Raw genomic sequence first — 21,576 nt, 5'->3', positions numbered from 1 at the left:
GTGAACTACGGGTGGGGGGTACCCGGCAACACGGCACTGAACACCGTTGTCATATGCTCTGACCTGCGGAAATGACCGCAGGTCAGAGAGCTGACACAGCTAGTCCCTGCGCGCCTGCGGGTGGTGGAGGCACCAGCCCGCCCACGCGGATTCGACCATCTCGCGTACACCGCGCCGCGCCTTGAAGCCCAGTTCCTCGGCGGCCAGGCTCGCGTCGGCGACGGCGCGCGGGGCGTCGCCCGCACGGCCCGGCTCGACGAGCGCCGGGCGGTCGTCGCCGGAGATCTCACCGATGAGAGTGATGAGTTCGCGTACGGAAACACCCTCGCCGCTGCCGATGTTCACCGTCAGATCGCCCTCGGGGTGCGCCTCGACGCGGCGGGCCGCCGCGAGGTGCGCGTCGGCGAGGTCCGCGACGTGGATGTAGTCGCGCACGCACGTGCCGTCCGGCGTCGGATGGCCGTCGCCGAAGATCCGCGGCGCCTCGTCCCGGCTGAGCCGGTCGAAGACCATCGGGATCACGTTGTAGACGCCGGTGTCCGCGAGCTCGGGGGCCGCGGCGCCCGCCACGTTGAAGTAGCGCAGGCACACGGTCGCCATGCCGTGCGCCCGCCCGGCGGCCCGCACCAGCCACTCCCCGGCGAGCTTCGTCTCGCCGTACGGGTTGATCGGGACGCAGGGGGTGGACTCCGTCACCAGGTCCACATCGGGCGGGTTGCCGTACACCGCGGCCGACGAGGAGAAGACGAACCGCTTGATCCCGGCATCGGCCACCGCTTCGAGGAGCGTCACCAGGCCGCCCAGGTTCTCCCGGTAGTAGCGCAGCGGCTGCTCCACGGACTCGCCGACCTGCTTGCGGGCCGCGAGATGCACCACACCCGTCACGCCGTGCTCGGCGAAGACCCGCCGCAGCAGCTCACCGTCGAGCGAAGAGCCCCTAATGAGAGGGATGTCCGCGGGCAGCCGCTCGGGCACCCCCGCCGAGACGTCGTCGAGAACGACGACCCGCTCCCCGGCGCCCGCCATCGCCCGCGCCACATGCGCCCCGATATATCCCGCTCCACCTGTGATCATCCATGTCATGGGCGTCGACTTTATGTCGTTTGTGCCGGTCGCATGAAGTGCGGTTTGTGGCTGCCGCCTCCGATCGACCATGATGATCGAGTTGGTGGCGGCCCTCCCAGGCTGCGCTTATCGGGCCGTGAACGGGCGGTGAACGCCCGCTTCCCTTCATCCGATAGCCTCTGCCGACGTGCCGCCCGGCCGCTGCAGGCCAGGGGCGCCCCCTCATCACGCACGTGCCCGGCGCGAGCCGCGCCGGGAATCAAGGAGTGAGTTCGTCTGTCGACCGCCATCCTGACCGGTCAGCCGGTCCCCGGGTCGCCGCTCGAAGGCGATCTGCGGTCCCTGGGGTTTGACGTCCGGGTCGCCTCCGACGCGGCGGACACCGGGACGCTGCTCGCCGCCGTCCCCGCCGGTCAGCGGGTCGCGGTCGTCGACGCGCGCTTCGTGGGCCACGTCCACGCGCTGCGCCTGGGCCTGACCGACCCGCGCTTCGCCGCATCCGCCGTCCCCGGCGCCGTCTCCGCACAGCCCGAGGCCCGCGGGGACCTGACGCAGGCGCTGCACGCCGCCACCACCGGCTCCGGCAACGGCGGCGGCTCCGCCCTCACGGTCGAGGCGATCGCCGACCACGTCGCCGAGGCGATCGAGGCCTCAGGGCGCGCACTCCACCGCCCCGACCTCGGCACCCTCGTCGCCACCGTGCCCAGCGACCCGCAGGCCCGCAACGAGGCACGCCAGGCCGTCGCCGCAGTGGACGACGAAGCCGTACGCCTGCGCACCGCCGTCAAGTCGCGGGACGGCTTCTTCACGACGTACTGCATCTCCCCTTACTCCCGCTACATCGCCCGCTGGTGCGCGCGCCGCGGCCTGACCCCGAACCAGGTCACCACCGCTTCGCTGCTCGTCGCCCTGATCGCGGCGGGCTCCGCGGCCACCGGCACCCGCGCGGGATTCGTCGCGGCAGGCCTCCTCCTGCTCTTCTCCTTCGTCCTTGACTGCACGGACGGGCAGCTCGCCCGCTACTCCCTGCAGTACTCGACGCTCGGCGCCTGGCTCGACGCGACCTTCGACCGCGCCAAGGAGTACGCCTACTACGCGGGTCTCGCCCTCGGCGCGGCCAACGCCACGGGCGACGACGTATGGGCCCTCGCGCTCGGCGCGATGGTCCTGCAGACCAGTCGGCACGTCGTGGACTTCTCCTTCAACGAGGCGAACCACGACGCGACCGCCAACACCAGCCCCACCGCGGCCCTCTCCGACAAGCTCGACAGCGTCGGCTGGACCGTCTGGCTGCGCCGGATGATCGTCCTTCCGATCGGTGAGCGCTGGGCGCTGATCGCCGTGCTCACCGCGGTCACCACGCCCCGCATCACCCTGATCGTGCTGCTCATCGGCTGCGGTCTCGCCGCCTGCTACACCACGGCGGGGCGCGTCCTGCGCTCGCTGACCCGCAGGGCGACCCGCACCGACCGCGCCGCACAGGCACTCGCTGACCTCTCCGACAGCGGGCCGCTCGCGTCCGCCTTCGCGGCGCTCGGGCGCGGCCGCCTGCCCCTGCCCGCCCCGGTCATCGCCTTCGTCGGCGGCGCCGTGGTCGTCTGCGTGGCGGGTCTCACCTCGTACGGCAGCCCGTGGGTGGTCGTCGCCGCCGTCGTCTACGTCATCACTTCGGGTCTCGCCGTCGCCCGCCCCCTCAAGGGCACCCTCGACTGGCTGGTCCCGCCGTTCTTCCGCGCCGCCGAGTACGGCACGATCCTGCTGCTCGCCGCCAAGGCGGACGTGAACGGTGCCTTGCCCGCGGCTTTCGGACTGGTGTCCGCCGTCGCCTACCATCACTACGACACGGTGTACCGCATCCGCGGCGACGCCGGCGCCCCTCCGCACTGGCTGGTGCGGGCGATCGTCGGACACGAAGGCAGGACCCTCGCGGTCGCTGTCGCCGCCGCTCTGCTCACCGGCACAGATTTCACCGTCGCGCTCACGGCACTCGCCGTGGCCGTGGCACTCGTGGTGCTCGTCGAGAGCATCCGCTACTGGGTGACCGCTCACAAACGTGGAGCACCCGCCGTACACGATGAAGGAGAACCCGCATGATCGGCCTTGTGCTGGCGGCCGGCGCCGGACGGCGTCTTCGCCCCTACACCGACACGCTTCCCAAGGCCCTGGTGCCGGTCGACGGTGACACCACCATCCTCGATCTGACCCTCGGCAACTTCGCGGAGATCGGTCTCACCGAGGTGGCGATCATCGTCGGCTACCGCAAGGAAGCCGTCTACGACCGCAAGGCGGCGCTCGAGGAGAAGTACGGCCTCAAGCTCACGCTGATCGACAACGACAAGGCCGAGGAGTGGAACAACGCCTACTCCCTCTGGTGCGGTCGCGACTCGATCAAGCACACCGTGATCCTCGCCAACGGCGACACCGTGCACCCGGTCTCCGTCGAGAAGACGCTGCTCGCCGCCCGCGGCGAGGGCAAGAAGATCATCCTCGCCCTCGACACGGTGAAGAACCTCGCCGACGAGGAGATGAAGGTCATCGTGGACCCCGAGAAGGGCGTCCAGAAGATCACCAAGCTGATGGACCCGGCGACCGCCACCGGTGAGTACATCGGTGTCACGCTCATCGAGGGCGACGCCGCCGAGCAGCTGGCCGACGCCCTGAAGACCACCTTCGAGCGCGACCCCGACCTCTACTACGAGGACGGCTACCAGGAGCTCGTCAACCGCGGCTTCAAGATCGACGTGGAGCCGATCGGCGACGTCAAGTGGGTCGAGATCGACAACCACGACGACCTCGCCAAGGGCCGGGAGATCGCGTGCCAGTACTGACGAGGCTCATCCCCTCGCCGGTCGTCGTGGACATCCGGGCAGGGGCGCTCAACGACCTGGCCGGTGTCCTCGCGGACCAGCGGATCTGCTCGTCATCCGGCAAGCTCGCCATCGCCATCAGCGGCGGCTCCGGCGCGGTCCTGCGCCAGCGGCTCGAAGCGTCGCTGCCCACCGCCGAGTGGTTCGAGGTGGGCGGCGGCACGCTCGACGACGCCATCAAGCTCGCCGACGCCATCAAGAAGGGCCGCTACGACGCGGTCGTCGGCCTCGGCGGCGGCAAGATCATCGACTGCGCCAAGTTCGCCGCGGCGCGGGTCGGCGCGCCGCTGGTCGCCGTCGCGACGAACCTGTCGCACGACGGCCTCTGCTCGCCGGTCGCCACGCTCGACAACGACGCGGGCCGCGGCTCGTACGGAGTCCCGAACCCCATCGCGGTCGTCATCGACCTCGATGTGATCCGCGAGGCTCCCGTACGTTTCGTGCGCTCCGGCATCGGCGACGCCCTGTCCAACATCTCCGCGATCGCGGACTGGGAGCTCGCCGCACGCGTGCGCGGCGAGGACATCGACGGCCTCGCGGCCGCGATGGCGCGCCAGGCGGGCGAAGCGGTCCTGCGCCACCCCGGTGGCGTCGGCGACGACGCCTTCCTTCAGGTCCTCGCCGAGGGCTTGGTCCTCACCGGCATCGCGATGTCCGTGTCGGGCGACTCCCGCCCGGCGTCCGGCGCCTGCCACGAGATCAACCACGCCTTCGACCTCCTCTTCCCCAAGCGCGCGGCGAGCCACGGCGAGCAGTGCGGCCTGGGCGCGGCCTTCGCGATGTTCCTGCGCGGAGCCAAGGAAGAGTCCGCGTACATGGTGGAGGTACTGCGCAGGCACGGCCTCCCCGTGACACCGGAGGAGATCGGCTTCACCGTGGACGAGTTCGTCCAGGTCGTGGAGTACGCCCCGCAGACGCGCCCCGGGCGCTACACGATCCTCGAGCACCTCAATCTGAATTCCGACCAGATCAAGGACGCATACGCCGACTATGCCAAGGCCATCGGTAGCTGAACTCCGCCCCGTCGTTCACCCCGCAGGGGTGAAGGACCGGCGCAGCGGTGAGCACTGGGCGGGACGCCTGTACATGCGAGAGATCTCGCTGCGCTGCGACCGCTACCTGGTGAACACCAGGATCACGCCCAACCAGCTCACGTATCTGATGACCGTGGCCGGCGCCCTCGCCGCCCCGGCCCTCCTGGTACCGGGGATCACGGGCGCCGTGCTCGGCGTGCTCATGGTCCAGCTGTATCTCCTGCTCGACTGCGTCGACGGCGAGATCGCCCGCTGGCGCAAGCAGTACTCGATGGCCGGGGTCTACCTCGACCGGGTCGCCGCCTACCTGTGCGACGCCGCGGTCCTGGTCGGCTTCGGGCTTCGCGCCGCCGACCTGTGGGGCTCGGGCCGGATCGACTGGCTGTGGGCCTTCCTCGGCACGCTCGCCGCGCTCGGCGCCATCCTGATCAAGGCGGAGACCGACCTCGTCGGTGTCGCCCGGCACCAGCAGGGCCTCGCGCCGGTCAAGGAGTCGGCCTCCGAGCCGCGCTCGTCCGGCATGGCCCTGGCCCGCAAGGCGGCGGGGGCCCTGAAGTTCCACCGGCTCGTGCTCGGCATCGAGGCGTCCCTGCTCATCCTGGTCCTCGCGATCGTGGACCAGGTGCGGGGCGACCTGTTCTTCTCGCGGCTCGGTGTCGCCGTACTCGCCGGTATCGCGCTGCTCCAGACGCTGCTGCACCTCGTGTCCATCCTCGCTTCGAGCAGGCTGAAGTGAGTACGGGAGGGAACAGGCCCATGAAGGTCGGCGCGGTCATCATCACCATGGGCAACCGGCCGCAGGAGCTGCGCGCCCTGCTCGACTCGGTCGCCAAGCAGGACGGCGACCCGGTCGAGGTGGTGGTCGTCGGCAACGGCGCCCCCGTGCCCGACGTCCCCGAAGGCGTACGCACCGTCGAGCTGCCGGAGAACCTCGGCATCCCCGGCGGCCGCAACGTCGGCATCGAGGCGTTCGGCCCCGGCGGCACGGACGTCGACATCCTTCTCTTCCTCGACGACGACGGCCTCCTGGCGCACATGGACACGGCCCAGCTGTGCCGCGAGGCCTTCACCGCCGACCCGAAGCTCGGCATCATCAGCTTCCGCATCGCCGATCCGGACACGGGGGAGACCCAGCGTCGCCACGTTCCGCGGCTGCGCGCGGCCGACCCGATGCGCTCCTCGCGCGTGACGACCTTCCTCGGCGGCGGCAACGCCGTCCGTACGCAGGTCTTCGCCGAGGTCGGCGGTCTGCCCGGCGAGTTCTTCTACGCCCACGAGGAGACCGACCTCGCCTGGCGTGCGCTGAACGCGGGCTGGATGATCGACTACCGAGCCGACATGGTGCTCTTCCACCCGACGACCGCCCCCTCCCGGCACGCGGTCTACCACCGGATGGTCGCCCGCAACCGCGTCTGGCTCGCCCGCCGCAATCTGCCCGCGCTCCTGGTCCCGGTGTACCTCGGTGTGTGGATGCTCCTCACCCTGGCCAGGCGCCCCTCGGGCCCCGCCCTGAAGGCCTGGTTCGGCGGGTTCAAGGAGGGCTGGACCACGCCCTGCGGACCTCGCAAACCGATGAGGTGGCGTACGGTGTGGCGCCTGACCCGACTGGGCCGACCTCCTGTCATCTGAGAAGCTCGGGTCTGAGAACATCTGGGCCATACCCCGGTCCCTGGCCCATGCCTACGCCCGACCGGCTGCGCATCTGAAGACGAAAGTTTCCACTCGTGAGTGAGACAACGCATGACGGCGGAGTCGCGGTGACAGCATCCCCGTCGACCCCGCCGCCCGATGACGGGCTCTCCCGGGCCGATCTCGCCGCCAAGTACGGTCTGACCGTCAGTGGCGCACGGCCCGGACTTTTCGAGTACGTCCACCAGCTCTGGGGACGGCGCCACTTCATCCTCGCCTTCTCGCAGGCGAAGCTGACCGCGCAGTACAGCCAGGCCAAGCTCGGCCAGCTGTGGCAGGTGGCGACGCCGCTCCTCAACGCGCTCGTCTACTTCTTGATCTTCGGTCTGATCCTGGGCGCCGACCGGGGCATGGGGAAGGAGACCTACATCCCGTTCCTGGTGACGGGAGTCTTCGTCTTCACCTTCACGCAGTCCTCGGTGATGGCGGGTGTCCGGGCGATCGCGGGCAACCTCGGCCTGGTCCGTGCGCTGCACTTCCCGCGGGCCTCGCTGCCGATCTCGTTCTCGCTCCAGCAGCTCCAGCAGCTGCTCTTCTCGATGATCGTGCTGTTCATCATCACGATCTCGTTCGGCAACTACCCGAAGCTGTCGTGGCTGCTGATCCTCCCGGTCCTGGCCCTGCAGTTCCTGTTCAACACGGGACTGGCGATGATCATGGCGAGGCTGGGCAGCAAGACCCCCGACCTCGCTCAGCTGATGCCGTTCGTGATGCGTACGTGGATGTACGCGTCCGGCGTGATGTTCTCCATCCCGATCATGCTCAAGGGCAAGCCGGATTGGATCGGGGACGTCCTGCAGTGGAACCCGGCGGCCATCTACATGGACCTGATGCGCTTCGCGCTGATCGACGGATACGGGTCGGGGAACCTGCCGCCGCACGTCTGGGCGGTCGCGGTCGGCTGGGCCGTGCTGGTCGCCGTGGGCGGCTTCGTGTACTTCTGGAAGGCTGAGGAGCGCTACGGCCGTGGCTGACGAAGACAAGATCGAAGACACGATCGAAGACGCGATCACCGACAAGAGGCACATCCCCACCGTCATCGCCGACGAGCTGCACATCGTCTACCGCGTGAACGGCGCGAAGACGGGCAAGGGCAGCGCCACCTCCGCACTGAGCCGCATGTTCAAGCGTGGCGAGGAGCGGGGCGTACGCAAGGTGCACGCCGTGCGCGGCGTCAGCTTCACCTCCTACCGCGGCGAGGCCATCGGCCTGATCGGCTCGAACGGCTCCGGCAAGTCGACCCTGCTCCGCGCCATCGCGGGCCTGCTCCCCGCCGAGCAGGGCAAGGTCTACACCGACGGCCAGCCCTCGCTGCTCGGCGTCAACGCGGCCCTGATGAACGACCTGACGGGCGAGCGCAACGTCATACTCGGCGGGCTCGCCATGGGCATGACGCGCGAGCAGATCAGGGATCGCTACCAGGACATCGTCGACTTCTCGGGCATCAACGAGAAGGGCGACTTCATCACCCTGCCGATGCGCACCTACTCGTCCGGCATGGCGGCCCGCCTGCGCTTCTCCATCGCGGCCGCCAAGGACCACGACGTACTGATGATCGACGAGGCGCTCGCCACCGGCGACCGGAAGTTCCAGAAGCGCTCCGAGGCCCGCATCCGCGAGCTCCGCAAGGAAGCCGGCACGGTCTTCCTCGTCAGCCACAACAACAAGTCCATCCGTGACACCTGTGACCGCGTGCTCTGGCTCGAACGCGGTGAGCTGCGCATGGACGGGCCGACCGACGAGGTCATCAAGGAGTACGAGAAGTTCACGGGCAAGTAGCCCGCCCGTACGCCCGAACGCGTGAGGGCCCCACCGGAGTCAACCCGGTGGGGCCCTCGTGCGTCCTGAGTTTTCGACCGCCCGGGTGGTTCTCTCAAGTCCCTTTGGCCCAGGGAAGATTGACGCCAATCGGTGTGTTGTTGTGATGCGCGGAACACCCCGACGACGCACGCTGCGTTGTACAACGTAAGCTGTAGCGGTGCTGATTCGCGGCAAGTGGGGCGATATCGCGCGGCGCCCCGGCTCATGGCACGGACCGCCTCATGGCGGTCCGGGCGGCGTGTCCGAAATGGGATGTATTGGGTCGGCAGTGTAGAACGGGAGATGTGACGGCAATGGCTACGGATGATCTCCAGCTGCGCGACGCATCCGCCGTCCTCGCAAAGGCCGCGGACGAGAACTTCCCGGTGGCGCCCTTCTTCCTGCCCCGTGCCTGGCGCGACGACCTCATGGCGGTGTACGGCTACGCACGCCTCGTCGACGACATCGGCGACGGCGACCTGGCGCCCGGCGGCGCCGACGCGCGCCACCTCGGTGTGGACCCCGATGCCGCCGACGACCGGTTCGCTCTCCTGGACGCCTTCGAGGCCGACCTGCACCGGGTCTTCGGGCCCGGCGAGCCCCGCCATCCCCTGATGCGCGCGCTTCAGCCGACCGTGCGCCGCTGCGACCTCACCCCCGAGCCCTTCCTCGGCCTGATCGCGGCCAACCGCCAGGACCAGCTCGTCGCGCGCTACGAGACGTACGACGACCTCCTTGCCTACTGCGAACTGTCCGCGAACCCCGTGGGCCGTCTCGTCCTCGGTATCACCGGCACCGCGACCCCGGAGCGGATCCGCCGCTCGGACGCGGTGTGCACCGCCCTCCAGATCGTCGAGCACCTTCAGGACGTCGCCGAGGATCTGGGGCGCGACCGTATTTACCTGCCCGCCCAAGACATGAAGCGATTTCATGTGCGGGAGCGGGATCTGGCCGCACCGACAGCAGGCGCATCGGTGCGCGCACTGGTTGCATATGAAGCAGAACGCGCCCGTTGCCTCTTGAATGAAGGAACCCCCTTGGTGGGTAGCGTCCACGGCAGGCTGAAGGTGCTGCTTGCGGGTTTCGTGGCTGGGGGGAGGGCGGCGGTCCATTCGATCGCCGCTGCCGGATACGACGTACTTCCAGGACCGCCGAAGCCCACCAAGCCGCGTTTGCTGCGTGAGGTGGGAGCGGTTCTGCGAGGAGAGGGGTGAGCCGGACCGTGGAGTCAGGCCCGAACGTGTCCGCGCCGGTTCTCGCCGCATACAGCTACTGCGAGGCCGTGACCGGACAGCAAGCACGCAATTTCGCGTACGGCATCAGGCTGCTCCCGATGCCCGAGCGCCGCGCGATGTCGGCGCTCTACGCCCTCTCGCGGCGCGTGGACGACATCGGTGACGGCGCGCTCGCGCCGGACGTCAAGGCGGAGCGCCTCGACGAGACCCGGGCGCTGCTCGTCCGGATCCGCGAGGGTGAGGTGGACGAGGACGACACCGACCCCGTGGCGGTCGCGCTCGCGCATGCCGCGGCACGCTTTCCCATCCCGCTCGGCGGTCTCGACGAGCTCATCGACGGCGTCCTGATGGACGTCCGCGGTGAGACGTACGAGACGTGGGAGGACCTCAAGGTCTACTGCCGGTGTGTGGCCGGGGCCATCGGGCGGCTCTCCCTGGGCGTGTTCGGTACGGAGCGGGGGGCGCTCAATGCCGAGCGCGCGCCGGAGTATGCCGACACGCTCGGTCTGGCACTCCAACTCACCAACATCCTTCGCGACGTTCGCGAGGACGCGGAGAACGGCCGCACCTACCTTCCCGCCGACGACCTCGCCAAGTTCGGCTGCTCCGCAGGGTTCTCGGGCTCACAGCCGCCCGCCGGTTCCGACTTCGCCGGGCTCGTGCACTTCGAGGTGCGCAGGGCGCGGGCCCTCTTCGCCGAGGGGTACCGACTGCTTCCCATGCTGGACCGGCGCAGCGGGGCCTGTGTCGCCGCCATGGCGGGTATCTACCGACGGTTGCTCGACCGCATCGAGCGGGAGCCGGAAGCGGTCCTGCGCGGCCGTGTCTCGCTCCCGGGACACGAAAAGGCGTATGTCGCCGTGCGCGGTCTCTCCGGTCTCGACGCACGCACCATCTCCCGACAGGCCGTCCGGAGGCGTACTTGATGGGCATCCACGGCGAATGCGGTGAACGTAGGGCAAGACCCTGCAACCGTCTGGCAACCCTCCGCTCGGCCCTGGCGTCCCAGACTGCAACAGCCGAGGGGGAGAGTGCATGAGGGACGACGACATGCGTCCGGCTGCGGAGGCGGACGGCAGAGCAGGGCGGGGGGCCGCCGTGGTGGTCGGCGGGGGTCTCGCCGGTATCACCGCGGCGCTGTCCCTCGCCGACGCGGGGCTGCGCGTGACGCTGCTCGAAGGACGGCCGCGCCTGGGCGGGCTCGCCTTCTCCTTCAAGCGCGGCGAGCTGACCGTCGACAACGGCCAGCACGTCTATCTGCGCTGCTGCAACGCCTACCGCTGGTTCCTCGACCGCGTCGACGGCGCGGCTCTCGCACCCCTGCAGGAACGTCTCGACGTGCCGGTGCTCGACGCCGACAAGAACCGGCTCGGACGCCTTCGGCGCACCGCGCTGCCCGTGCCGCTGCACCTCGCGGCGAGCCTCGCCACGTACCCGCATCTGTCGCTCGCGGAGCGCGCCAACGTGGGGCGCGCCGCGCTCGCCCTCAAGGGACTCGACCCGGCCGACCCCAAGCTCGACGGCCAGGACTTCGGCAGCTGGCTCGCCGCGCACGGTCAGTCGGCGCGCGCCATCGAGGCCCTGTGGGACCTCGTCGGTGTGGCCACGCTGAACGCCGTCGCGGGGGACTCCTCGCTCGGTCTCGCCGCGATGGTCTTCAAGACCGGGCTGCTCTCGCAGCCGGGCGCCGCCGACATCGGCTGGGCACACGTGCCCCTCGGTGACATCCATGACACGCTCGCCCGCAAGGCGCTCGACTCCGCGGGCGTGCGAACCGAACTGAAGACACGAGTCACCTCCATCTCCCGTACGGGCAACGGGGGTTGGAAGATCGAAGTTCCCGGCGAGGAAATCGAGGCGGAGACGGTCGTCCTCGCCGTGCCGCAGCACGAGACGCACGATCTGCTCCCGGACGGTGTCCTCGACGAGCCCGACCGGCTGCTCGACATCGACACCGCCCCGATCCTCAACATCCACGTCGTCTACGACCGCAAGGTCCTGCGGCGCCCCTTCTTCGCGGCCGTCGGCTCGCCGGTTCAGTGGGTCTTCGACCGCACCGAAGCCTCCGGGCTCACCGATGGCCAGTACCTGGCGCTGTCCCAGTCCGCCGCCCAGGACGAGATCGACGCTCCCGTCGCCGCGCTGCGCGAGCGCTACCTGCCGGAGCTGGAGCGCATGCTGCCCGCCGCGCACGGCGCCGAGGTACGGGACTTCTTCGTGACCCGGGAGCGCACGGCGACGTTCGCCCCGACTCCCGGCGTGGGCCGGCTGCGGCCCGGTGCCCGCACCAAGGCTCCCGGCCTGTATCTCGCCGGGGCGTGGACCGCCACCGGGTGGCCCGCGACCATGGAGAGCGCCGTGCGCAGCGGCATCAGTGCCGCCGGGGCGGCTCTCCTCGCACTCGACCGCCCACGCGACCACCTCTTCGACGTCGAGGAGGCCGCGTGAAGCCAGCCCTTCTGGGGTCAGGTCCCCAGAAATCCAGCACCGGAACAAGAGGAGAGACTGTGCCGACTGTGCCCTCGGCCGAAACGGCTGCCGACACGGTGGACGTGACCTCACTGCTCGAGCGCGGAAGGACGCTGGCCACCCCGGTGCTGCGGTCCGCCGTGGACCGCCTCGCGCCGCCCATGGACACCGTCGCCGCCTACCACTTCGGCTGGATCGACGCCGAGGGCAACCCCTCGGACGGCGACGGCGGCAAGGCCGTGCGCCCCGCGCTCGCCCTGCTCTCCGCGGAGGCGGCGGGCGCCGCGCCGGAGGTCGGCGTACCCGGAGCTGTCGCCGTCGAACTCGTGCACAACTTCTCGTTGCTGCACGACGATCTGATGGACGGCGACGAGCAGCGCCGCCACCGCGACACGGTGTGGAAGGTGCACGGCCCGGCGCAGGCCATCCTCGTCGGCGACGCACTCTTCGCGCTCGCCAACGAGATCCTCCTGGAGATCGGCACCGTCGAGGCGGGCCGCGCCACGCGCCGCCTGACCTCCGCGAGCCGCGCCCTGATCGACGGTCAGGCGCAGGACATCTCCTACGAGCACCGCGAGCGGGTCACCGTCGAGGAGTGCCTGGAGATGGAGGGCAACAAGACCGGCGCCCTCCTCGCCTGTGCCGTCTCCATCGGCGCCGTGCTCGGCGGCGCCGACGACCGCACCGCCGACACCCTGGAGAAGTACGGCTACCACCTCGGCCTCGCCTTCCAGGCCGTGGACGATCTGCTCGGCATCTGGGGCGACCCGGAGTCCACCGGGAAGCAGACCTGGAGCGACCTGCGCCAGCGCAAGAAGTCACTGCCCGTCGTCGCCGCGCTCGCCGCCGGCGGACCCGCCTCCGAGCAGCTCGGCGAGCTGCTCGCGGCCGACGCCAAGAGCAACGACTTCGACAGCTTCTCCGAGGAGGAGTTCGCCGCGCGCGCGGCCCTGATCGAGCAGGCGGGCGGTCGCGAGTGGACCGCCGAGGAGGCCCGGCGCCAGCACACCATCGCCATCGAGGCCCTGGACACCATCGAGATGCCGGAGCGGGTACGGGCCCAGCTCGTCGCGCTGGCCGACTTCGTCGTCGTACGGAAGAGATGATCACTATCGAGCGCATATGACTCGCAGTCGCCGGCCGGCGCCCAGCGCGTCGGCCGACGGCGGACCCACAGCAGAGAAGACGACTGCACGAAGGGGAAGCCATGACAGCGACGACCGACGGAAGCACCGGAGCGGTGACGCCCCGCGCACCTTCGGCCAGCCAGCCACTCGACACGACCGCCGCGCCGCCAGGGCCACTTGACGCCGCCGCGCGCGCCATACGGCGCTCCACCGATTTCCTGCTCGCGCAGCAGGACGCCGAAGGCTGGTGGAAGGGCGACCTCGACACGAACGTGACGATGGACGCCGAAGACCTGCTGCTCCGTCAGTTCCTGGGTATCCGGGACGAGGAGACCACCCGCGCCGCCGCGCTCTTCATCCGCGGCGAGCAGCGCGAGGACGGCACCTGGGCCACCTTCTACGGCGGCCCGGGCGACCTCTCCGCCACCATCGAGGCGTACGTCGCGCTGCGTCTGGCCGGCGACACCCCGAGCGATCCGCACATGGCGAGGGCCTCCGCCTGGATCCGCGACCAGGGCGGCATCGCCGAGAGCCGCGTCTTCACCCGCATCTGGCTCGCCCTGTTCGGCTGGTGGAAGTGGGACGACCTGCCCGAACTCCCGCCGGAGCTCATCTACTTCCCCAAGTGGCTGCCCCTCAACATCTACGACTTCGGGTGCTGGGCCCGGCAGACGATCGTGCCGCTCACGGTCGTCTCCGCCATGCGCCCCGTCCGGCCCGCGCCCTTCCCGCTGGAAGAGCTGCACACCGACGCGCGCGTACCGAACCCCAGTAAACCCCTTGCCCACGTGGGGAGTTGGGACGGAATCTTCCAGCGTCTCGACAAGGCGCTGCACGTCTACCACAAGGTCGCCCCGCGCAAAGTGCGCAGGGCCGCGATGAACAGTGCCGCTCGCTGGATCATCGAACGGCAGGAGAACGACGGCTGCTGGGGCGGCATCCAGCCTCCCGCCGTCTACTCCGTGATCGCCCTTCACCTGCTCGGCTACGACCTGGAACACCCGGTCCTCAAGGCGGGCCTCGCCTCGCTCGACCGGTTCGCGATCTGGCGCGAGGACGGTGCCCGGATGGTCGAGGCGTGTCAGTCGCCCGTCTGGGACACCTGCCTCGCGACCATCGCCCTCGCCGACGCGGGCGTTCCCGCCGACCATCCGCAGCTCGTCAAGGCGGCCGACTGGATGCTCGGCGAGGAGATCGTACGGCCGGGCGACTGGTCGGTACGCAGACCTGGACTCGCCCCGGGCGGCTGGGCGTTCGAGTTCCACAACGACAACTACCCGGACATCGACGACACCGCAGAGGTCATCCTTGCGCTGCGCCGCGTCGACCACCCGGACCGCCCGCGCATGGAGAACGCGATCTCCCGCGGAGTGCGCTGGAACCTGGGCATGCAGTCCAAGAACGGCGCGTGGGCCGCCTTCGACGCCGACAACACGAGCCCGTTCCCCAACCGGCTGCCGTTCTGCGACTTCGGCGAGGTCATCGACCCGCCGTCGGCCGACGTCACCGGGCACGTCGTCGAGATGCTGGCCATCGAGGGCAAGGCGCACGACCCGCGCACCCGGCGCGGCATCGAGTGGCTGCTCGCCGAACAGGAGGCGGACGGCTCCTGGTTCGGCCGCTGGGGCGTCAACTACGTATACGGGACGGGGTCCGTGGTGCCCGCGCTCACCGCGGCGGGCCTGCCCGCCGCGCACCCCGCGCTGCGCCGCGCCGTCGACTGGCTGGAGTCGGTGCAGAACGACGACGGGGGCTGGGGCGAGGATCTGCGCTCCTACCGCTACGAGGAGTGGCGGGGCCACGGCGTCTCCACCGCGTCGCAGACCGCCTGGGCGCTGCTCGCGCTGCTCGCGGCGGGCGAGGAGGAGTCCAAGGCGGTGGAGCGGGGCATCACCTGGCTCGTCGAGGCACAGCGCGACGACGGCTCCTGGGACGAGCCGTACTTCACCGGTACCGGCTTCCCCTGGGACTTCTCCATCAACTACCACCTCTACCGGCAGGTGTTCCCGCTCACCGCGCTCGGCCGGTACGTGAACGGGGAGCCGTTCGCGGGCCTCACCGTCAAGGGGGGCTGATGGACCGGACCCCGGCCGCTCAGAGCCCGACGCCGCTCCTGATCGCCTGCGCCCTCGGCATCGAGCACCTCGCCCTGCGCACGGGCGACCGCGGGGGCGCGCGGCGCGGGCGGGTCACCGTGCTGCGTACGGGCATGGGCCCCAAGAACGCCGAGCGCGCCGTCACCGGAGCCCTCGGCAAGGAACAGCTGCGCCACGCCGCCGTCGTGGCCACCGGTTTCTGCGCCGGACTAGCCCCCGGCATGCACCCCGGCGATCTGGTCGTCGCCGACCAGACGCGTGACGCACACGGCCACACGCCGTGCGTCGGTACGGAACTGCTGGTCAAGGAGCTGGTGCGGGCCGTGCCTGGGCGCACCGTGCACACCGGCCCGCTGACCGGCTCCGACCACGTCGTCCGCGGACACGAACGCGCCGCCCTGCTCGCCACGGGCGCGATCGCGGTGGACATGGAGTCCGCCGCGACGCTGCACAGCGCGCTGCGGGCGGGAGACCGGCCGGTTGCCGCCGTCCGGGTGGTCGTGGACGCTCCACAGCACGAACTCGTCCGTATCGGCACGGTACGCGGTGGAATATCGGCTTTCCGCGTCCTTCGTGCCGTGCTTCCCGCATTTTTCGAATGGCACCGTTCTTCTTTGCTCCCTCGGAGGTGAGCCAGATGGCCATGCCGCTGCGCCAGACCGTCAAGGTCGCGACGTATCTCTTTGAACAGAAGCTCCGCAAGCGTGAGAAGTTTCCGCTGATCGTCGAGTTGGAGCCGCTCTTCGCGTGCAATCTCGCGTGCGAGGGATGCGGAAAGATCCAGCACCCGGCCGGAGTGCTCAAACAGCGCATGCCGGTGGCCCAGGCCGTGGGCGCCGTGCTCGAATCCGGTGCGCCGATGGTGTCCATCGCCGGTGGCGAACCCCTGATGCACCCTCACATGGACGAGATCGTGCGGCAGTTGGTGGCGAAGAAGAAGTACGTCTTCCTCTGCACCAACGCCATGCTGCTGCGCAAGAAGCTGGAGAAGTTCACCCCCTCCCCGTACTTCGCGTTCGCCGTGCACATCGACGGCATGCGGGAGCGGCACGACGAATCCGTCGCGAAGGAGGGCGTGTTCGACGAGGCGGTGGAGGCCATCAAGGAAGCCAAGAAGCGTGGTTTCCGGGTGACCACCAACTCCACCTTCTTCAGCAACGACACGCCGCAGAACATCATCGAGGTCCTCAACTTCCTCAACGACGAGCTGGAAGTCGACGAGATGATGCTGTCGCCCGCCTACGCCTACGAGAAGGCGCCGGACCAGGAGCACTTCCTGGGCGTCGACCAGACCCGCGAGCTCTTCAAGAAGGCCTTCGCGGGCGGCAACAGGCGGCGCTGGCGCCTGAACCACTCGCCGCTGTTCCTCGACTTCCTGGAGGGCAAGGCCGACTTCCCGTGCACCGCGTGGGCGATCCCGAACTACTCGCTCTTCGGCTGGCAGCGCCCCTGCTACCTGATGAGCGACGGGTACGTCCCCACGTACAAGGAGCTCATCGAGGAGACCGACTGGAGCAAGTACGGCCGCGGCAAGGACCCGCGGTGCGCCAACTGCATGGCGCACTGCGGCTACGAGCCGACCGCCGTCCTGGCCACCATGGGCTCCCTCAAGGAGTCCATCCGCGCCGCCCGTGAGACGGTCTCCGGAAACCGCGGGTGACGTCATGACCCCTGGAACGCCCGTCGCACTGGGCCTTCCTGAGCTGCCGGTCCGGCCGATCGCCGAGCGTCGCCTCACGCGGCGCATCGAGGTCGGGCCGGTGGCCGTGGGGGGTGGCGCACCCGTCTCGGTGCAGTCGATGACGACGACGCGTACGTCGGACATCGGGGCGACGCTGCAGCAGATCGCCGAACTCACCGCGTCCGGCTGCCAGATCGTGCGCGTCGCCTGTCCCACGCAGGACGACGCGGACGCGCTTGCCACGATCGCGCGGAAGTCGCAGATCCCGGTGATCGCGGACATTCACTTCCAGCCGAAGTACGTCTTCGCCGCGATCGACGCCGGATGCGCCGCGGTCCGTGTGAATCCCGGCAACATCAAGCAGTTCGACGACAAGGTGCGCGAGATCGCGCGGGCAGCGAACGACGCCGGTACGCCGATCCGGATCGGTGTCAACGCGGGCTCCCTGGACGCGCGCCTGCTCAAGAAGTACGGGAAGGCCACCCCGGAGGCGCTCGTCGAGTCGGCGTTGTGGGAGGCGTCGCTCTTCGAGGAGCACGGCTTCAGGGACATCAAGATCTCGGTCAAGCACAACGACCCGGTGGTCATGGTCAACGCCTACCGGCAACTGGCCGCCGCCTGCGACTATCCGCTGCACCTCGGTGTGACGGAGGCGGGCCCGGCCTTCCAGGGCACGATCAAGTCGGCGGTGGCTTTCGGGGCGCTGCTCAGCGAGGGCATCGGCGACACCATCCGGGTCTCGCTGTCCGCGCCGCCCGCCGATGAGGTCAAGGTCGGCATCCAGATCCTGGAGTCCCTGAACCTCCGCCAACGGCGCCTGGAGATCGTCTCCTGTCCGTCCTGCGGCCGTGCCCAGGTCGACGTGTACAAGCTGGCCGACGAGGTCACCGCGGGCCTCGACGGCATGGAAGTGCCGCTGCGCGTCGCGGTCATGGGGTGTGTCGTGAACGGCCCTGGGGAGGCCCGCGAGGCGGATCTCGGTGTCGCGTCCGGCAACGGCAAGGGGCAGATCTTCGTCAAGGGCGAGGTCGTCAAGACCGTCCCCGAGTCGAAGATCGTGGAGACGCTCATCGAAGAGGCGATGAAGATCGCCGCACAGATGGAGGACGACGGCGTCACCTCGGGGATGCCCGACGTCACCGTGAGCTGAGATCAACCAGAGAGGGGGCCCGAGCATGACCATTCTGGAATCCATCAAGGGACCGCGGGACCTGAAGGCGCTCAACGAGGTCGAGCTCGGCGAACTGGCCGAGGAGGTGCGGGAGTTCCTCGTGCACGCGGTCGCCAGAACCGGCGGTCACCTCGGGCCCAATCTGGGGGTGGTGGAACTCTCCATCGCCCTGCACCGTGTCTTCGAGTCGCCGCTCGACCGCATCGTGTGGGACACCGGCCACCAGAGCTACGTGCACAAGCTCCTGACCGGCCGTCAGGACTTCTCCAAGCTGCGCGGCAAGGGCGGCCTCTCCGGCTATCCCTCGCGCGCGGAGTCCGAGCACGACATCGTCGAGAACAGCCACGCGTCGACCGCGCTCGGCTGGGGCGACGGCCTGGCCAAGGCGCGCGAGGTCCTGGGGGAGCGCGGGCACGTCGTCGCGGTCATCGGCGACGGCGCGCTGACCGGCGGCATGGCGTGGGAGGCGCTCAACAACATCGCCGCCGCGAAGAACCGGCCCCTGATCATCGTCGTCAACGACAACGAACGTTCGTACGCCCCCACCATCGGCGGCCTCGCCAACCACCTCGCCACACTGCGCACCACCGACAGCTACGAACAGGTGCTCGCCTGGGGCAAGGACATACTCCAGCGCACACCCGTCGTCGGACACACGCTGTACGAGTCGCTGCACGGTGCCAAGAAGGGGTTCAAGGACGCCTTCGCGCCGCAGGGCATGTTCGAGGACCTCGGGCTCAAGTACGTCGGGCCGATCGACGGGCACGACACCGGAGCCGTCGAGTCGGCGCTGCGGCGTGCGAAACGCTTCCACGGACCCGTCATCGTCCACTGCCTCACCGAGAAGGGGCGCGGCTACGAGCCCGCGCTCGCCGACGAGGCCGACCGTTTTCATACGGTCGGCGTGATGGACCCGCTGACCTGCGAACCCCTCGCACCCTCCAACGGCCCCTCCTGGACTTCGGTGTTCGGCGACGAGATCGTCCGTATCGGGGCTGAGCGGGACGACGTCGTCGCGATCACCGCGGCCATGCTGGGCCCGGTCGGCCTGACCAAGTTCGCCGAGGCCTACCCCGACCGCGTGTGGGACGTCGGGATCGCGGAACAGCACGCCACGGTGTCGGCGGCCGGGCTCGCGACAGGGGGACTGCACCCCGTCGTCGCCGTCTACGCCACCTTCCTCAACCGGGCCTTCGACCAGCTCCTGATGGACGTCGCCCTGCACGAGTGCGGAGTCACCTTCGTCCTCGACCGGGCCGGGGTCACCGGCGTCGACGGAGCCTCGCACAACGGCATGTGGGACATGTCCATCCTCCAGGTCGTGCCGGGCCTTCGGATCGCGGCGCCGCGCGACGCCGACCAACTGCGCACCCAGCTGCGGGAAGCGGTCGCCGTGGACGACGCGCCGACGCTCCTTCGCTTCCCCAAGGAGTCGGTGGGACCCGCGATACCCGCGGTGGACCGGATCGGCGGCATGGACGTACTGAGCCGGGACGGTCAAGGCACTGACGCGGACGTGCTGCTCGTGGCCGTCGGCGTGATGGCGCCCGTCTGTCTTCAGGCCGCCGACCTGCTTCGGGAGCGGGGGCTCGGCATCACCGTGGTCGACCCGCGCTGGGTCAAGCCGGTCGACGCCGAACTGCCCGCCCTCGCCGCAGGGCACCGTGTCGTGGGGGTCGTCGAGGACAACAGCAGGGCGGCCGGGGTCGGCGCGGCGGTCGCCCTCGCGCTCGGCGATGCCGAAGTCGACGTACCCGTAAGGCGGTTCGGCATCCCCGAGCAGTTCCTCGCGCACGCCAAGCGGGGCGAGGTGCTCGCGGACATCGGGCTCACCCCGGTCGAGATCGCGGGGCGGATCAGCGCCACCCTGGCAGCCAAGGAGCACGGAGCATGACCAAGGAGTTCGACCTCGGCAGACTCCTCGCCGAGCGTGGCGCCGAGCGCTACGAACTGCATGCGCGGCACCTGAACCACCAGCTGCCGCGCATGCTGCACACCATCGGCTTCGACAAGGTCTACGAACGGGCCGATGGCGCGTACTTCTGGGACGCGGACGGCAACGACTACCTCGACATGCTCGCGGGCTTCGGGGTGATGGGCCTCGGTCGCCACCACCCCGTCGTACGCAAGGCGCTGCACGACGTCCTCGACGCCTCGCTCGCCGACCTGACGCGCTTCGACTGCCAGCCCCTGCCCGGTCTGCTCGCCGAGAAGCTGCTGACCCACAGCCCGCACCTGGACCGGGTGTTCTTCGGCAACAGCGGCACGGAGGCCGTCGAGACCGCGCTGAAGTTCGCCCGGTACGCGACGGGCAGACCGAGGGTGCTGTACTGCACGCACGCCTTCCACGGCCTGACCACCGGTTCGCTCTCGGTCAACGGCGAGTCAGGCTTCCGGGACGGCTTCGCGCCGCTGCTCCCCGACACGGCGGTCCCGCTCGGCGATCTGGACGCCCTGCGCGAGGAGCTGAAGAAGGGCGACGTGGCCGGGCTCATCCTCGAGCCCATCCAGGGCAAGGGCGTGCACGAGACGCCGCCCGGCTATCTGCGCGCCGCCCAGGAGCTGCTCCATCAGCACAAGGCGCTGCTCATCGCCGACGAGGTGCAGACCGGCCTCGGCAGGACCGGCGACTTCTACGCCTACCAGCACGAGGAGGGCGTCGAGCCGGACCTCGTGTGCGTCGCGAAGGCGCTGTCGGGCGGCTATGTGCCGGTGGGCGCGACCCTCGGCAAGGACTGGATCTTCAAGAAGGTCTTCTCGTCCATGGACCGGGTCCTCGTGCACTCGGCGAGCTTCGGGTCCAACGCGCAGGCCATGGCCGCCGGGCTCGCGGTCCTGTCCGTCATGGAGAACGAGGAGATCGTCGCGAACGCGCGCGTGACCGGTGAGCTCCTGAAGTCGCGGCTCGGCGCGCTCGTCGACCGCTATGAGCTCCTGAGCGAGGTGCGCGGCCGTGGCCTGATGGTCGGCATCGAGTTCGGGCGCCCCAAGTCGCTGAAGCTGCGCAGTCGTTGGACGATGCTCCAGGCGGCGCGCAAGGGGCTCTTCGCGCAGATGGTGGTCGTGCCACTGCTGCAGAAGCACCGCATCCTCACCCAGGTCTCCGGCGACCATCTGGAGGTCATCAAGCTGATCCCGCCGCTGACCGTCGGGGAGAAGGAGGTCGACCGGTTCGTGGAGGCCTTCACCGCGGTGATGGACGAGGCGCACAGCGGGGGCGGCCTGATGTGGGACTTCGGGAAGACGCTGGTGAAGCAGGCGGTCGCCAACCGCTGAGGCAGGTACCTGAGCCGGGCTTTTGCCTCTGAGGCAAGAAAGTTGCCTCGGAGGCAAGATGCTGGC

Annotated in this window: 19 protein-coding genes; 17 read left to right on the top strand and 2 right to left on the bottom strand. The window is 69.6% G+C overall.

Translation table 11 applies throughout. From position 1 onward, the window contains the following. Nucleotides 1-99 precede the first annotated feature (99 nt). Both galE and ACWFRJ_RS11315 read right to left on the bottom strand, forming a co-directional pair. Nucleotides 100-1,083 carry a UDP-glucose 4-epimerase GalE gene (gene galE, locus ACWFRJ_RS11320; protein WP_453527403.1) on the bottom strand — a complete coding sequence of 328 codons (984 nt, stop codon included), beginning with the start codon at nucleotides 1,081-1,083 and terminating at the stop codon, nucleotides 100-102. Nucleotides 1,084-1,290: 207 nt separating this feature from the next. After that, nucleotides 1,291-1,524 (bottom strand): hypothetical protein, encoded by a 234-nt coding sequence (locus ACWFRJ_RS11315; RefSeq protein WP_453527400.1) that lies wholly within the window; start codon nucleotides 1,522-1,524, stop codon nucleotides 1,291-1,293. Between ACWFRJ_RS11315 and ACWFRJ_RS11310 the strand changes: the two genes are divergently transcribed. The 17 genes from ACWFRJ_RS11310 (at nucleotide 1,408) to ACWFRJ_RS11230 (ending at nucleotide 21,510) form a co-directional block, all read left to right on the top strand. Further along, nucleotides 1,408-3,159, top strand: coding sequence for a DUF5941 domain-containing protein (locus ACWFRJ_RS11310; protein ID WP_453529569.1), 1,752 nt, complete (start codon nucleotides 1,408-1,410; stop codon nucleotides 3,157-3,159). The genes ACWFRJ_RS11315 and ACWFRJ_RS11310 overlap by 117 nt on opposite strands. Next, a complete protein-coding gene (locus ACWFRJ_RS11305) occupies nucleotides 3,156-3,893 on the top strand; it encodes a phosphocholine cytidylyltransferase family protein (RefSeq protein ID WP_453527398.1) in 738 nt (245 codons plus the stop codon). The genes ACWFRJ_RS11310 and ACWFRJ_RS11305 overlap by 4 nt, the downstream gene beginning before the upstream one ends. Further along, nucleotides 3,881-4,945: an iron-containing alcohol dehydrogenase family protein gene (locus tag ACWFRJ_RS11300; protein ID WP_453527396.1), complete on the top strand. Its 1,065-nt coding sequence runs from the start codon at nucleotides 3,881-3,883 to the stop codon at nucleotides 4,943-4,945. Before ACWFRJ_RS11305 ends, ACWFRJ_RS11300 begins: the two co-directional genes overlap by 13 nt. Continuing rightward, a complete protein-coding gene (locus ACWFRJ_RS11295) occupies nucleotides 4,923-5,702 on the top strand; it encodes a CDP-alcohol phosphatidyltransferase family protein (protein ID WP_453527394.1) in 780 nt (259 codons plus the stop codon). The genes ACWFRJ_RS11300 and ACWFRJ_RS11295 overlap by 23 nt, the downstream gene beginning before the upstream one ends. Before the next feature lie 20 nt (nucleotides 5,703-5,722). Continuing rightward, nucleotides 5,723-6,595: a glycosyltransferase family 2 protein gene (locus ACWFRJ_RS11290; protein WP_453527391.1), complete on the top strand. Its 873-nt coding sequence runs from the start codon at nucleotides 5,723-5,725 to the stop codon at nucleotides 6,593-6,595. Between the two features lie 95 nt (nucleotides 6,596-6,690). Then, complete coding sequence (locus ACWFRJ_RS11285; RefSeq protein WP_453527388.1) at nucleotides 6,691-7,629, top strand: ABC transporter permease; 939 nt, start codon at nucleotides 6,691-6,693, stop codon at nucleotides 7,627-7,629. Further along, complete coding sequence (locus tag ACWFRJ_RS11280; protein WP_453527385.1) at nucleotides 7,622-8,434, top strand: ABC transporter ATP-binding protein; 813 nt, start codon at nucleotides 7,622-7,624, stop codon at nucleotides 8,432-8,434. Before ACWFRJ_RS11285 ends, ACWFRJ_RS11280 begins: the two co-directional genes overlap by 8 nt. A 335-nt stretch (nucleotides 8,435-8,769) precedes the next feature. Next, complete coding sequence (gene hpnC / locus ACWFRJ_RS11275) at nucleotides 8,770-9,669, top strand: squalene synthase HpnC (protein WP_453527383.1); 900 nt, start codon at nucleotides 8,770-8,772, stop codon at nucleotides 9,667-9,669. Next, nucleotides 9,666-10,616, top strand: coding sequence for a presqualene diphosphate synthase HpnD (hpnD, locus tag ACWFRJ_RS11270; protein ID WP_453527380.1), 951 nt, complete (start codon nucleotides 9,666-9,668; stop codon nucleotides 10,614-10,616). The genes hpnC and hpnD overlap by 4 nt, the downstream gene beginning before the upstream one ends. A gap of 109 nt (nucleotides 10,617-10,725) precedes the next feature. Beyond that, entirely contained in the window at nucleotides 10,726-12,138 is a 1,413-nt protein-coding gene (hpnE, locus tag ACWFRJ_RS11265) for a hydroxysqualene dehydroxylase HpnE (protein WP_453527377.1), read from the top strand. Then, nucleotides 12,135-13,265 (top strand): polyprenyl synthetase family protein, encoded by a 1,131-nt coding sequence (locus tag ACWFRJ_RS11260; protein WP_453527374.1) that lies wholly within the window; start codon nucleotides 12,135-12,137, stop codon nucleotides 13,263-13,265. Before hpnE ends, ACWFRJ_RS11260 begins: the two co-directional genes overlap by 4 nt. A gap of 101 nt (nucleotides 13,266-13,366) precedes the next feature. Then, on the top strand, nucleotides 13,367-15,361 hold the full coding sequence (gene shc / locus ACWFRJ_RS11255) for a squalene--hopene cyclase (RefSeq protein WP_453527371.1): 1,995 nt from the start codon (nucleotides 13,367-13,369) through the stop codon (nucleotides 15,359-15,361). Further along, a complete protein-coding gene (locus ACWFRJ_RS11250; RefSeq protein WP_453527368.1) occupies nucleotides 15,361-16,014 on the top strand; it encodes a phosphorylase family protein in 654 nt (217 codons plus the stop codon). The genes shc and ACWFRJ_RS11250 overlap by 1 nt, the downstream gene beginning before the upstream one ends. A gap of 5 nt (nucleotides 16,015-16,019) precedes the next feature. Then, nucleotides 16,020-17,042 (top strand): adenosyl-hopene transferase HpnH, encoded by a 1,023-nt coding sequence (hpnH, locus tag ACWFRJ_RS11245; protein ID WP_453527365.1) that lies wholly within the window; start codon nucleotides 16,020-16,022, stop codon nucleotides 17,040-17,042. 4 nt (nucleotides 17,043-17,046) lie between these two features. After that, nucleotides 17,047-18,213 (top strand): flavodoxin-dependent (E)-4-hydroxy-3-methylbut-2-enyl-diphosphate synthase, encoded by a 1,167-nt coding sequence (ispG, locus tag ACWFRJ_RS11240; RefSeq protein ID WP_453527362.1) that lies wholly within the window; start codon nucleotides 17,047-17,049, stop codon nucleotides 18,211-18,213. Between the two features lie 25 nt (nucleotides 18,214-18,238). Beyond that, nucleotides 18,239-20,128: a 1-deoxy-D-xylulose-5-phosphate synthase gene (dxs, locus tag ACWFRJ_RS11235; protein WP_453527359.1), complete on the top strand. Its 1,890-nt coding sequence runs from the start codon at nucleotides 18,239-18,241 to the stop codon at nucleotides 20,126-20,128. After that, nucleotides 20,125-21,510 carry an aspartate aminotransferase family protein gene (locus tag ACWFRJ_RS11230; RefSeq protein ID WP_453527357.1) on the top strand — a complete coding sequence of 462 codons (1,386 nt, stop codon included), beginning with the start codon at nucleotides 20,125-20,127 and terminating at the stop codon, nucleotides 21,508-21,510. Before dxs ends, ACWFRJ_RS11230 begins: the two co-directional genes overlap by 4 nt. Nucleotides 21,511-21,576 lie beyond the last annotated feature (66 nt).

Source organism: Streptomyces sp. NPDC055239, from assembly GCF_053606205.1.
This window is presented reverse-complemented; position numbering and strand designations above follow the sequence as displayed.